General features: G+C 71.1%; 8 protein-coding genes. 3 read left to right on the plus strand and 5 right to left on the minus strand.

The window, feature by feature from the left end; genetic code table 11:
• Positions 1–2 precede the first annotated feature (2 nt).
• Positions 3–443, plus strand: coding sequence for a hypothetical protein (locus RM844_RS11850; RefSeq protein WP_311667038.1), 441 nt, complete (start codon positions 3–5; stop codon positions 441–443).
• Positions 444–895: 452 nt separating this feature from the next.
• The gene (locus tag RM844_RS11855; RefSeq protein ID WP_311667039.1) at positions 896–2,251 is read left to right on the plus strand and encodes a hypothetical protein; all 1,356 of its coding nucleotides are present in this window, start codon (positions 896–898) and stop codon (positions 2,249–2,251) included.
• Positions 2,252–2,769: 518 nt separating this feature from the next.
• On the opposite strand, the gene RM844_RS11860 is transcribed toward RM844_RS11855, so the two are convergent.
• The 3 genes from RM844_RS11860 to RM844_RS11870 all read right to left on the minus strand — a co-directional run bounded on the left by RM844_RS11860 (position 2,770) and on the right by RM844_RS11870 (position 6,547).
• A complete protein-coding gene (locus RM844_RS11860) occupies positions 2,770–4,638 on the minus strand; it encodes a DUF2075 domain-containing protein (protein WP_311667040.1) in 1,869 nt (622 codons plus the stop codon).
• Positions 4,639–4,735: 97 nt separating this feature from the next.
• Positions 4,736–5,695: a protein NO VEIN domain-containing protein gene (locus RM844_RS11865; protein ID WP_311667041.1), complete on the minus strand. Its 960-nt coding sequence runs from the start codon at positions 5,693–5,695 to the stop codon at positions 4,736–4,738.
• A 432-nt stretch (positions 5,696–6,127) separates the two neighbouring features.
• On the minus strand, positions 6,128–6,547 hold the full coding sequence (locus tag RM844_RS11870) for a Fur family transcriptional regulator (protein ID WP_311667042.1): 420 nt from the start codon (positions 6,545–6,547) through the stop codon (positions 6,128–6,130).
• A 683-nt stretch (positions 6,548–7,230) separates the two neighbouring features.
• On the opposite strand from RM844_RS11870, the gene katG reads away from it, so the two are divergent.
• Positions 7,231–9,462, plus strand: a complete 2,232-nt coding sequence (gene katG / locus RM844_RS11875) for a catalase/peroxidase HPI (RefSeq protein ID WP_311667043.1) — start codon at positions 7,231–7,233, stop codon at positions 9,460–9,462.
• A gap of 133 nt (positions 9,463–9,595) precedes the next feature.
• Here katG and RM844_RS11880 read toward each other — a convergent pair whose 3' ends face one another.
• Both RM844_RS11880 and RM844_RS11885 read right to left on the minus strand, forming a co-directional pair.
• Entirely contained in the window at positions 9,596–10,036 is a 441-nt protein-coding gene (locus tag RM844_RS11880; protein WP_311667044.1) for a DNA-binding protein, read from the minus strand.
• Positions 10,037–10,119: 83 nt separating this feature from the next.
• Positions 10,120–13,332: a substrate-binding domain-containing protein gene (locus RM844_RS11885; RefSeq protein ID WP_311667046.1), complete on the minus strand. Its 3,213-nt coding sequence runs from the start codon at positions 13,330–13,332 to the stop codon at positions 10,120–10,122.
• Between the last annotated feature and the right edge of the window lie 97 nt (positions 13,333–13,429).

Below are 13,429 nucleotides of genomic sequence, written 5' to 3' on the forward strand. Positions count from 1 at the left end.
GTGTGTCAGTCAGGTACTTCTCTGGTGGCGAGGCGCTGGACGCCGAGGAGCCGGTACAGTATCTCGACCCTCACGAAGACGCACTGCTGGCCGGAAATGTCCGGGTGCGCCGAATCGTTTTCCGGCCGCTGTCGAAGTCCCCGCTTGTCGCGCTGTATCTCCACTGGAGTGGGAGGGCTTCGCTCACCGAGTTGGACGCACGAGTCGCTGCGGGCACGACCACGGAAGAGGACTTCCACGACGCGGTAGCGGGCCAGACGTTGGTCCGCCGGTGTCGTGGGTGCGGCGCCCGCTTCTCCATCCTGTACGCGGTCGAGTTCCCCGGCTTCTCCCGTGATCGCGCCCGTCGACTTCAGGAGCACGACCACATCACCCACTGCCCCGCGTGTGGAACCGGATGGACCGCCTACGTCCTGGAGATCATCCGACGGTTGGATGGGTAACACGTTCCATCGCGCGTGACCCATGGCCGTCCGCCGGCGGGTTCCAGGGGGCGTAGCGACACAGTGATCAACTGGCTGTCGCCAGGAGCTTGGCGAGACGCTCGGCAGGGATTTCCCAGTCGAGTGTGATGCGTGGACGACTGTTGGCTCGGCCGCGACGGTGTCCAGCTCCTGACGATTGGAGCGGGCTCAATTGCTCGCCTGGTTCACTCGGGACTCGGTGAGCCTGGCCTCTCGGTGGCCGCACTCACGGGAGGACAGCGCACGGGGCTCTCACCCGCAGCGAGCAGAGAAGCTAGGTTCGCCTTCTGGTCGCAGATAGTCGGTCCGAGCGTCAAGGACGTAAGAGGTGACCAGATCCAGTCGTGCGCCCCCGTGTGTGTACTTGCACGCGCCCCCCGGCACGTTTCTACCGTCGCTCACACCAGACGGCAACGACACAGGGGGTGCCGGTGCGCGAGGACGGAACCAAAGCCATCGCCGAGATCCTGGACGAACTGGGCACCACCTCCAACGTGCAGGTCCGCTCGTCTCATGAACTCGCCGCCGAAGTAACCAAGGCGGCTGCAGACGAAGACAAGAAGCGTGTGGAGGACGGGCGGGGCCCGCTGCGCAGGCGCACCGACTACGGCGCCGTTCGGAGAGCGCCCCGATCACTGTCACTCACCCCCTGGCAAGTCCTGCACGCCATCGGTCTCGGCGCTGCGGCGGCTCGTCAGGGCGCCGGTCGAGGACTCGCCGAGCACTGGGGCAGCCTGCGTTACAGCCAGGCACTGGAAGCGAACCGGGGTCAATTTCTGCGGTTGTCGTCCGAGGGGCGCGATCTCCTCCGCTTTTACAAGGCCACGCAGTCCGGAGAGATCGGCACCGGCTTCGCTTCGCTGCTGGCCGAGCACATAGTCAGGTCCCGGTACCCCGACCATTCGGTTTCCGTGATCCCGGCGGACATCGCTCTGAAAGCTGGCTGGACCCTACGCAGCTCCGGCACCGGAGCTCGCCCGGAACCGCTGCAGCGACGCCCCCACTTCTTTGTCGAAGCCTGGCAACCCGGACAGCCGTCCAAGGTCTTCCTGATGACCTCGAAGGGGACCCACAGCAGCGTTCATCAGGTGTACAAGCAGCTCAGCACCGCCAGTGCCCACGTGGAGTCAGTCCACATCGGCCCCTATGGCACTGTCCCCTACCTCCTCATAGGCACCGAGATCCCAGCCAAGGAGAGTCTCGCCCTGCATGTTCTGGAAGCGCCAGGCACGACCCTGCTCCGGCCGCCCGGCGATACTCAGGGAGTCGACCTCGACGTCGAACTCCCCCAAGAAAACCTCATGTCCGACGTCGTGCTGCCCACGGAAGGCGACAGGACGGTCATTCCCGGGTTCCAGGTACTGCCCGGCTCCTTCGGCTGGTTCAGCGTCGTGCTGGCCAGGACGGAAGCAGCCGCACTCACCGCCTTCACCGGAGGTGGCACACCCACCGCCCAGTACCTGACCAAGGAGCAAGGACGCCGCCACTTCCAGCACGACGCCCAGGCCAGCAAGGCTGGGATGCGAGACGCGGAGCACCGCATCCACGACATCGACTTCGTCGGCACCGATCACATTTACCGCCTCAACGGCACCCGGGTAGAAGCGTTCTCCGGGCTTGAGAGAAGTCTCTACACTCATCTCCACCAGGGGCACGTCAACGAGTACCGTCGCGAGACGCACGGCCGGCGAGGGCAGTGGCCGTCGCGCAGCACAGCGAAGTACTGGAACACGGTATCGATCCGAGCCGACGGGACAGTTCTGGCTATCCGCCTCCGGGACGAATGACCGGGGCCTGCGAAACCTCCTGATCCGCGCCGGCGCCGGTCGGGCCGAGGTGCGCACAGCCGCGCAGGCGGAGGTAAAGAGAGTCGGTGCGACTAAACCACCTCCTCAACACGACTCTCGCTGGTCTCAGTTCTGGTCTCGTTCACCCCGGTCCGGCCCCGTCCCCGCACGGTCGCCCCAGAGGCTCCGCCGCGGGTCAGGACTCCCAAGGCTGTTGCTGGATGCGTAGACGAACATTCGGAAAGCGTGCTGGGGGCACACCTCACGAGTGCGAATCTCGTATCCTCCGCCCAGCCTTCACCGGGCTGTCACGTAGCCCCCGACCGTTCAGCGGTCGGGGGCTACGTCGTTGTGCGGGTCGGCTGGCCGCCCAGCTGAGCCAAACGGTGATGCGCATGCACGGTGCTGGCACCAAACTCTTCATGCCTCCGGACCAGGTGTACACGCCGGGTCAAAAGGCTAACGGCCCAGAGTAGAACGCGGAAAACACAACTGAGCCGTTCACGTCAGCCGCTGGTTCAGGCCGCGCTAGAGGCGCCGGTGGGGACGACCGAAGGCACCAGGGTCCGGAGTTTCGCCTGGGTCTCGGCATCGGTCGAGTAGAGCACCGTGCCGGCCAGGCCGCGGGTGAGCAGCACCTTGTAGGTGTTGCGGATCAGCCGGTGGAAGTCGTCCGGCACCGCCGTCGCCACACTGCCGTCGCGGCTCGCCTCGGGCACCGCGCGCCAACCGTCGCCGCGCCATACCAGGTCGGGGCCGAGGATCGTACCGTTCCACGGGTACTCGAAGCCCTGCGCCGTGTAGATGCAGCCGATCTGACCGAAGCCGCCCTGTTCGGTGGCCCACAGGGCAGACACGGGCGCGTTGCTCGTGCTGCTGTCACTCTTGGAGTTCCAGGGCCGCCGCCAGTCACCGATGACCACGTCGTCGACCAGACTGCCGTCCGCGCGTGGAGCGCTCCAGGGCCAGCAGAATCCCGCGGTCATCCGGGCGGTGTGGCCGGCCTCGTGCTGTCGGCGAAGGTGGCTCTCGAGTTCCTGGGGTGAGTTGGCGAGCAGCAGTTCGAAGCCCTCCTCGTCCCGCCAGGGCACCGGGCCTCCCGGTGCGAGTCCGAGGAGCCGTAGCACCCACGCTTCGTAGGCTCGGCTGCCACCGCAGCGGAACTGGTTGTTGAGGTTGACGTGGCGGACGAGGCACCCACGCGCGTGCGCGGTCCGATCGATGTCCTCGACGTTGCCCGTCTCTCCTGGGCGCACCACCTGGTGCTCGTCGAGCAGGAACACCGGAACGCGGGCGGCGTCGATGAGTTCTTCCACCTGGGTGCGACCGCCGTGCTGGGAAGCCACGTTGCCGTTCGTGCGCCGATCCCGGATCCGGTGGGCCTCGTCGCAGATCAGGACATCCAGTCCGTTGCGCTCGGCGGCCGAGAAGTCGATGAAGTAGCGGAAGAGGTGGGCGAGCTCGCGGTTCCTGCGTTCGACGACGTGCCGCAGTGTCCTGGTGAACGACCGCGAACCGGTGGCGTGGACGGCTGCGCGTCCGTTGCGTCCGAGGTGCCCCATGAGGTGGAGGGCTATGAGGCTCTTGCCCGACCCGGGCCCTCCGGTGACCACGATCACCTCCTTTCGGTCCGCGCGGTGTGCCCGGGCCACGGCCCGGTTCACCAGGGAAACCGCCACCTGTTGCTCGTCCATCAGCAGGAACTGGTCCCCGTCGATGATCTCCTCCGCCGCCGCCCGCATGAGTTGACGCCCCGGGGCGGTCGGGCTCTCCAGCAGCTCGTCCGCCTCGCGTGCGCCGTTCAGCGGCGCGAGGCGGGTCTGCAGGTGCTGGATGAGCGCGCCACGTGTCGTTTCGGTGTAGAGCGGCGCCTCGGCGTCGGCGAGCGGGAACAGGTCCTCGACGTCCTGGTCGGCCGCGTTGTGCAGGTACACGACGCCTGTCACCATGTCCCGCTCGTCGCTGAGCAGGTTGGTGAAGTTGCGCAGGTAGTCGCAGTAGCGGCGAACCTGGACGACGGGGTGCAGCGAGGCGTGGTTCCTCTTCCCCGGCACCTGGAAGAGGTCCGCGGCGTCTGGGATGGCCGTCGCGCTGCTCCACTGCTTGAGTTCGACGACGACGTAGGACCTACGGCCGGTCGTGGGGTGCGAGCCGGCGAGGATGACGTCGGCCCGCAGGCTCGCCAGCGGCAGGCGCTGTTCGATCAGCACCTCCACCTCGTCGAGGTGGGCGTCACACAGCACTCGTCCCAGGGCCGGCAGGCTGTTGGCCCACGACTGGCGTTCACCCTTTGATGGGTAGTGGCCGAAGGCGGATCGGTGTTTCTCCGCGAGCGGCGCCACGAGGCCACCGTTCCGGCTGTGGTCGTAGAGGGCGCGCGCGGACATGCGAAGGAGGGCCACGAGAGGTCTCCGGAGGTCTCGATCGGGCGATACGGGGACGGAGCGGCCGGTCGTCTCGAACCGGCGGAGGTTGAACGTTTCCTCAGCTGCGGGGCAGCCGGTACTCGAAGCTCCTCGGCCTCAGGTCCTCTTCGGCCGGCTCCCAGTCCCTGATGTGGGTGACGCGACCGCCGCTGGTCGCGTACGGTTCGACCCGTACGTTCACGCTGATGTCGCTCACCACGTAGAGGTCCACGGTGTTCTGCGGATTCCGGGCGTGCTCGACCTCGTTGATGGTCAGATCGACGCTGGTGGCGGCTCCGGTGGTGCCTTTCACCTCTACGCAGCGCACCTCATCGCCCTGGGTGCAGTGCAGGTCGTAGGGCTTGCCGAGGCGCTCGACCCGCCACCCCTCGTGCTCGTAGTGCGCCACGGCCATGTCCTCGGCGTGCAGCTCGATCGCCTTGCGCTTCTTGGGATCGGAGATGAAGCCGGCACCCCGGCGTCGCCGCTTCGGCGACTTGGGGGCCTCGAGCTGCTCCACGGTGATGCCGGGGGTGCGGTTGAGCGGTATCTCCTGGTGTTCCTCCCAGCGTTCCCCTATCCCGGCCGCTACGAGCAGAGGGCGCGGGTCGAGGTCGACCAGCTTCCCGATGCCCCGTTCGATGCCGGAGCGCCGGACCGCGTCGCTGCCGGCGAGGCCCAGCGGACCGTGCTCGTCCAACGGCACGTCGCGGAGCATCGCCAACGGCTCGATGCCGAAGCGCACCGGGTACTTGACGGTGTTCTCAGCATCCTCGTCGGGCCAGTGGGGGGCCTTGCCCCGGTGGAAGTTCTGCACGACCTCGAAGAGGTGGAGGGTGATCTTCCCCCTGCTCCACTGGGCGAACGGGACCCGCGGGGCGAGGCCGGTGGCGAGGACGGCGAAGCGCGGGTGGGCGGTACGGAACTCGGGCTTCCAGTCGGGAAAACCCCAGGATCGGGTCTCGAGGCCATGGCGGAGGTTCCGCTGCGCCTCGGTGCTCTGGCCGACATGGACCATAACGAAGGACACGTTCTGCATGCAGCTCATCATACAAGTGCCCTTATAGGCACCTGCAAGAGAGTTTCGGAAGGACCATGGATGGCCACCGCTCGAGCCTCGACACGGCGACGGGACCCCCGTCAGGGGGCAACGGAGAATCGACTCGCCACAACTCGGCGCTGACGCAGGGGGATACCCACCCCGTGGGGAGCACGGCGCCCGTGGCACCGCCACGCCACTCGGTCCTCCCGAACCGGGCCACACCACACGCGTGTCGCCCGAGCAGGGCAGTCACACCTGGCTCAACCCGCCGTCGAAGTGGTGGACTTCAGAGGCGTCCGCATGCGCGCGGCACGACGAGCGCCGCACGGCGCGGTACCAACGCGACGGGACAGAGGGAGGGAACAGGTCCCTCAGGGATCGCCGACGACCAGCCGCCGGGCGAACGGTCACTGCCGGTGGGCCGCCCGTTCAGGCCGCCGTGGCGCAGTCCGGGCAGCGGCCGCGGTAGGTGACCTCGACCGTGGCGACGGTGAAGCCGAACCGCTCCGCGGCGGGGAGGTCTGCGAGCGGGTCGCCGACGGGGTGCACGTCGCGGATGGCGCCGCATCCCGAGCAGACCAGGTGGTGGTGGGGGCGGTGCGCGTTGGGGTCGTAGCGCTTGGCCCGCCCGTCGGTGGCGACCTCGATCACCTCGCCGAGTGTGACGAGTTCGCCCAGGGTGTTGTAGACGGTCGCGCGGGAGATCTCCGGGAGTCGGACGGTCGCGCGCTCCAACACCTCGTCCGCGGTGAGGTGGACGTGCTCACCGTCGAGCACCTCTGCGACGACCCGGCGTTGGGCGGTCATCCGCCAGCCACGTCCCCGGAGTCGGTCCAGTAGGTCACTCATGGCCACCAACCTCATAGTGCGTCGCCTGCGGAACGAATGTATACGAGGGTGATTCGTACGAGTCCGGCTCATACGTCAAGAATTGGGTATCGTATTGACTTAGACTCAGTCCATTATAGGATCACACTGCCGGTGAAAGCCAAGGGATGAGACAACGGCGGGGACGTACGTGACGGTTTGGCGCGATGCCGCGCAACTCCGCCGCTGGTCAAGCGGGTTGCTGAGGCTGATCGGGGTCGGGAAGGCCGCACGGCGCGCCGTCCATCCGGTGACCTCGCACCGCGCGCCCGCCGGGCCCGCCCCGGTTCGCCCCGGGCCGGCACCGAGTGGCTTCCGTCTCCCGCGCGTCCGCGTCCCGGACGCCCGCGCGCCCGCCCCACGATCCGGTCCGCACCCCGGGCCGCGTCCCAACCCCGGTGCGCCACACCGCAGGCCACGGCCTCGATGGTGCGCGTCCGCGGCTGGCTGCCCAGGCCCGCCGGCGGGCGGGGCGCCCCGACCCGTGGGCGGTGCGCCGCCCTCGGCCCGTGGGCGCCGGGCGGTCCCCGGCAGTGCGGAGCCGCCCAGCGGCGGTTCCGCGCGCCCCGGCAGCAGTTCCGAGCAGTCCCCCAGCCTCACGCCGCAGTCCCTGCGCTTCGAGCAGTTCCCGAGCACTGTGCTCCCGCGAGTCCGGAAGGTTTTCCATGGCTGAGAATCCCGACGCAATCGTCCCCGACGCGAACACGGAAGGCGAAGGTCGCTGCCCGGTCGCGCACGGGCGGGCGCCGCACCCGACGCAGGGTGGCGGCAACCGCCAGTGGTGGCCGGAGCGGCTGAACCTCAAGGTCCTCGCCAAGAACCCCGCCGTGGCCAACCCCCTCGGCGCGGAGTTCGACTACGCCAAGGCGTTCCAGGGCCTCGACCTCCCGGCCGTGAAGCGGGACATCGAGGAGGTGCTGACCACCTCCCAGGACTGGTGGCCGGCGGACTTCGGGCACTACGGCCCGTTCATCATCCGGATGGCCTGGCACAGCGCGGGCACCTACCGGATCAGCGACGGTCGCGGCGGCGCCGGGGCCGGGCAGCAGCGGTTCGCGCCGCTCAACAGCTGGCCGGACAACGGCAACCTCGACAAGGCCCGCCGCCTGCTGTGGCCGGTCAAGAAGAAGTACGGCCAGAGCCTGTCCTGGGCCGACCTGATGATCCTCGCCGGCAACGTGGCCCTGGAGTCGATGGGCTTCACCACCTTCGGCTTCGCCGGCGGTCGGGAGGACGTCTGGGAGTCCGAGGAGGACGTCTACTGGGGCCCCGAGACCACCTGGCTCGGCGACGAGCGCTACACCGGTGACCGCGAGCTGGAAAGCCCGCTGGGCGCGGTCCAGATGGGCCTCATATACGTCAACCCGGAGGGCCCCAACGGCAATCCGGACCCGGTCGCCGCGGCCCGCGACATCCGGGAGACGTTCCGCCGGATGGCGATGAACGACGAGGAGACCGTGGCGCTGATCGCCGGCGGTCACACCTTCGGCAAGACCCACGGCGCCGGCCCGGCGGACGCCGTCGGCCCCGCCCCCGAGGGCGCGTCCATCGAGGAGCAGGGCCTCGGCTGGCGCAACAGCCACGGCACCGGCAAGGGTGGCGACACCATCACCAGTGGCCTTGAGGGCATCTGGACCAACACGCCGATCACCTGGGACAACTCCTTCCTGGAGATCCTGTTCGGCTACGAGTGGGAGCTGTTCGAGAGCCCGGCCGGCGCGCAGCAGTGGCGGCCGAAGGACGGTGCCGGCGCCGGCACCGTGCCGGACGCCCACGACGCGGAGCAGAGCCACGCGCCGACGATGCTGACCACCGACCTGTCGCTGCGCTTCGACCCGGCCTACGAGCGGATCTCCCGCCGCTTCCTGGAGCACCCGGAGGAGTTCGCCGACGCCTTCGCCCGCGCCTGGTTCAAGCTGACCCACCGCGACATGGGCCCGGTGGCCCGGTACCTCGGCCCCGAGGTGCCGAGCGAGGTGCTCCTCTGGCAGGACCCGCTGCCCGAGCTGACGCACCCGGTGATCGACGCGGCCGACATAGCCTCGCTCAAGGAGCAGATCCTCGGCACCGGGCTGTCCGTGTCCCAGCTGGTCTCCGCCGCCTGGGCGTCGGCCGCCTCGTTCCGCGGCAGCGACCGCCGTGGTGGCGCCAACGGCGCCCGGGTCCGGCTGGAGCCGCAGAAGAACTGGGAGGTCAACGACCCGGAGCAGCTGGCTGCGGTGCTGCGCGCCCTGGAGGGCGTCCAGGAGACCTTCAACTCCGCGCAGAGCGGCGACAAGCGGGTCTCGCTGGCCGACCTGATCGTGCTGGGCGGCGGCGCGGCCGTCGAGCGGGCCGCCAAGGAAGGCGGCTTCGAGGTCGAGGTGCCGTTCACCCCGGGCCGGGTGGACGCCACGCAGGAGCAGACCGACGAGGAGTCGTTCGCCGCCCTGGAGCCGTCCGCCGACGGCTTCCGGAACTACCTGGGCAAGGGCAACCGGCTGCCGGCCGAGTACCTGCTGCTGGACCGGGCCAACCTGCTGACGCTGAGCGCGCCCGAGATGACCGTGCTGGTCGGCGGGCTGCGGGTGCTCGGCGCCAACCAGGGCGGTTCCTCGACCGGGGTGCTGACCGACACCCCCGGCGCGCTGACCAACGACTTCTTCGTCAACCTCCTCGACCTGGGCACCACCTGGCAGGCCGTGGCCGGCGAGGCGAACGCCTACGAGGCCCTCGACGCCGCCACCGGTGAGGTCCGGTGGACCGGCAGCCGCGCTGACCTGGTCTTCGGCTCCAACTCCGAACTGCGGGCGCTGGCCGAGGTCTACGCGAGCGACGACGCGAAGGAGAAGTTCGTCGCGGACTTCGTCGCGGCCTGGCACAAGGTGATGGAGCTGGACCGCTTCGACCTGGCCTGAGCCACCCACGCGCACAGCCTCCTCGGGCTCCGCGCCCGGCACGCCCCGCCCCCGGCCCCCAGGCCGGGGGCGGGGCGTCGTTGTGGGGTGGGTCCGGGGCCCGTTTCCCAGGGGGCGGGGTGGTTCATCCGGTTCATTCGGGGTCCGGGGCCGGCGGGGTGCCCGGGGTGCGGGTGGTGAGGCGGGCGTGGCGTTGGCGGGCGGCCTGGGGGGTGGCGAGGCCGAGGCCGAAGGCGATGTCCTGCCAGGTCAGGCCGCGGCCCCTGGCCATCTCCAGCAGGCCGCGCTCCAGTTCGTCGAACTCGGCGCGGGCGCGGGGGACGAGGGTGAGGGCGGCGGTGATGTCGGCGCGGTCCACCTCCGGCTCGTCCGGCGCGCGTTCGGCCGCGCCGCTGAGCAGGAAGGCCACCAGCCGCACCGCCTCGTGGGGCGCGAGCACCGCGGGGTGCGCGCCCCGCGCGCGTTGCTCGGGGGTGGCGGCATGGCGCTCGGCGATCTGGAAGAGCGCGGTGTACGCCCGGCGGGCGGCGGCCGCGGCCGGGTCGGGTGGGGTGAAGGGGTCCTCCTGGGTCATGCCGACCACTCTGCCGCCGATAACGACCCATTGTCAACGGAGCGTTCTCAACGAAACAGAGTGAACGACATGTTCAAGTGAGGTCAGTGGGCGGCCGCCCCGTCCGTCTCGCGGTAGGCGTGCGGCGCCACGCCGGTCAGGCGGCGGAAGACCCGGCTGAAGTAGGCCCGGTCGTGGAAGCCCACCGCCCTGGCCACCGTCTGCACGCTGTCGTCGCTGGTGGCCAGCCGTTCCTTGGCCCGCTGGATGCGCAGCCTGGTCAGGTACTCCCAGAGCGTCAGCCCCAGTTCGCGGTGGAAGAGCCGCCCGAGGTGGTCCTCGCTCACCCCCGCCACCTGGGCCACCTGCCAGCGGGAGAACCGGTGGCGGTAGTGCTGTTCCAGGTAGGCCAGCGCGTAGCGCACCGGCGCCGCCGCGCGCTGGGCGGCCGGGTCGGCGCGCTCCAGCAGGGAGCCCAGCAGCCGTACCGTCTCCTGGTCGGTGAGGATGTCCCGGCCCAGCAACAGCAGCGCCGGGTGCGGCTCCGCGCGCCGCGCGTCGGCGACCGTGAAGCCGCGGTCGCTGAGCAGCAACGCCGGTACCCCCGGCAGCCGTTCGACCACGTCGAGGCCGGCCATGTCGGGCAGCGTCCGGTCCACGACCAGCACCCCCGGCGGGTCGTCGGCGAGCAGCGCCAGCGCGGTGGTGCCGTCGGCCGCGGCCCGCACCTGGTGGCCGGGCAGCGCCTCGGTCAGCAGCGCCCGGACGCGTTCCCTGCGCGCCGTCGAGGCGTCCACCACCAGCAGCGACTTGGCCAGCGCCGAGGGCCGCAGGGCGTGCAGCGCCTGGTGCAGGTCGTCGCCGCTGAGCGGTCCGTAGAGCAGGAACGGGGTGTGCCGCAGCGCCGGGTGGTCGTGCAGCCGGCGGACGGTGGTCCAGAGCCGGGCGGCGCCGGGCGCCGCCGCGTCCCAGACCACGGCGGCCGGGGCCGGCGGTCCGAGCAGCGAGGCCAGCTCCTCGTCCGGCCCCGGCCGGCGTGGGCGCAGCCGGTGCCGGCGGGCCAACGCGTTGGTCTCGGAGGCGAGTTGGTCCTGCTGGTCGATGGCGAGCAGCAGCAGCTCGTCGCCCGGCGGCGCGGCGGGCCGGCCCGGGCCGTCGGCCGGGGTGGGCAGCGGCAGGGTGAGCTGGAAGCCGGCGCGGCCACGGGCGCGGTGCACGGCCACCGCGCCGCCGTGGGTCACCGCGAGCCGGCGGGCGATCGCCAGGCCGAGCCGGCTGCCCCTGGTGCCGCTGGCGAAGGGCTCGAAGAGCCGTTCCTCCTCGCCTTCCTCGACTACCAAGTCGGGCCGGGTGACCAGCACTTCGAGGTGTCGGGGGCCGGCGGTCGCGCGCAGCGCGAGGCCCGGGCCGGCGGCGGCGACCAGCAGGTTGAGCACGATCTGGGTGAGCCGGCCGGCGTCGGCCCGCACCACCGGCAGCCGGGGTGGCAGCCGCAGCCCGGCGGGCTGGCCGCCGGCCCGTCGAAACGTTTCAGTCAACAGCGCGTGTGGGTCCACGAGTCGCCGGTGCAGGTCCAGGGCGTCCAGTTCGGAGCGCGACAGGTCCAGCAGGTCGTCGATCAGCCGCAGCAGCCGGCCCGCGTGCTCGTGGGCCACCTCGCCCTCGGCGGTGTGCCGCAGGATCGCCTCGACCGGGCTGCGCAGTTCGTCCGTGGTGTTGTCCAGCAGCCGGGTCTTGAACCGGCTGGCCCGCTCGGCCGCGTCGCGCGCGCCCCGCACCTCGGTGAAGAGCCGAACTCCCTTGAGCGCGGCGCTGATCTGGTCCCCCAGCGCCCGGCAGAGCGCGCCCGGACCGCCGCCGGAGCCGCTGCCGTCCCACCGCTGCCGGGGGCCGCCGGTCTCGAAGACGGCGTAGCCCAACTGCTCGTCGCCGATGTGCAGGGGCTCCAGCACGACGGTGAACCGCTCGTCGGCGGGCAGCAGTTCGCCCACCGGCGGGGGCGTGGCCCGGCCCGGCTCGCGCAGCGCCAGCCGGTGGCGCGGCACGCCCAGCCCCGGCAGGTGCCGCTCCAGCGCCCGCCGCAGCCCGGCGGTGTCCGTCACCGTGGTCAACACGGTCGCCAACGCCCGCAGCCGCCTCGCCTGTTGCTCCTCCGTCCAGCGGTCGTACTCCAGCAGCCGCCTGGCCTTGTCGGCCACCAGCAACCTGGCCTGGCCGACCAGCCGTTCCAGCCGCGCCTGGTCGTCGGCCGGCCGGGCGCGCAGCCCGTGCAGCGCCAGGTCCCAGGCGGTCGCGTCCTCCAGGCTCCGCACGCCGGCGCCGAGTCGGCGCTCCAGTCGGCGCAGGAAGTCGACGCCCGTCTCGTCCGACCCGCCGGGCAGCCCGGCGCGCAACTCGACGTCCAGCAGGGCCTGTTCGACGCCGGGCTCCGGCGGCTCCTCGGCCAGCTGCTCGACCAGCGGCGAGTGACAGCCGCAGGAACCGCGGACGATCAGCGTGCCGGCCACCACCCGGCGAGCCGGCGGGGCGGTGCCCCGCAGCCTGGCCAGCAGGGTGTCCACGGCGAGCGCCCCCAACTCGCCGAACGGCAGCGCGACCGAGGTGAGCGGCGGGTCGCTGACCCGGGCCTCCACCGAGTCGTTGAAGCTGATCAGCGCCACCTCCTCGGGAACCCGCACGCCGCGCGCGGTGAGGAAGCGGAGCGCGTCGGCGGCGAGCGCGTCGCTGCACGCCACCACCGCGTCGAAGTCCCGCCCGGGCCGCAGCCCCCGCACGTCGATCAGCACCCGCATGGCCGCCGCGCCGGCGCCGGCGGCGTAGTCCAGCGAGGCGGCGGTCAGCGTGCGGTCCTGCGGTATCCGGTGCCGGCGCAGCGCCTCGGTGTAGGCGCGGGCCCGGTCCAGCGCTACCGGGTTGGTCAACGGGCCCCGGATGCAGGCCAGTCGACGTCGGCCGTGGCCGGTCACCAGGTGGCCGACGGCCTTCCGCATCCCCGCGTAGCTGTCCAGCAGCAGCGTCTCGTGGTCCGCCAACGCCCGGTTGAGGCTGACCACCGGCAGCCCGCCGAGGGTGCGGACCAGCCGGGCGGCCCGGTCCCCGGGGGCCGGCAGGCCGAGCGTCGAGGTCCAGCAGATGGCCCCGTCCAGCCCGGCGGAGTCGAGCAGTTCGTAGAGCGCGTTGCGCGGCGCGCCCTCGCGGACCGCGTCCCCGGGGAAGCAGACCAGGCTGGCGCCGCCGCGTTCCACGGCCTCGCGCACCCCGGACCACAGGGTGGCGCCGACGCCCAGGTGGATGTTGGCCGTCAGCAGGCCGAGCACGGGACGGTGAACTCGCCCGGCCGCGGGGGGTCTTGCGGCGGGGGGTCGTGCGGGGGTGGGTCTTTCGGGGCTGGTTCTTTCGGGGGCGGGGCGCGCG

This window comes from Streptomyces chisholmiae (assembly GCF_031845445.1).
Classification (GTDB): Bacteria; Actinomycetota; Actinomycetes; order Streptomycetales; family Streptomycetaceae; genus Streptomyces; species Streptomyces chisholmiae.

Excerpts from the sequence above, each read along its gene's own strand:
- RM844_RS11860 (WP_311667040.1), bottom strand. The coding sequence starts at position 4,638 with ATGTCCGCGCGCGCCCTCTACGACCACAGCCGGAACGGTGGCCTCGTG.
- RM844_RS11865 (WP_311667041.1), bottom strand. The coding sequence starts at position 5,695 with ATGCAGAACGTGTCCTTCGTTATGGTCCATGTCGGCCAGAGCACCGAG.
- RM844_RS11870 (WP_311667042.1), bottom strand. The coding sequence starts at position 6,547 with ATGAGTGACCTACTGGACCGACTCCGGGGACGTGGCTGGCGGATGACC.
- katG (WP_311667043.1), top strand. The coding sequence starts at position 7,231 with ATGGCTGAGAATCCCGACGCAATCGTCCCCGACGCGAACACGGAAGGC.
- RM844_RS11880 (WP_311667044.1), bottom strand. The coding sequence starts at position 10,036 with ATGACCCAGGAGGACCCCTTCACCCCACCCGACCCGGCCGCGGCCGCC.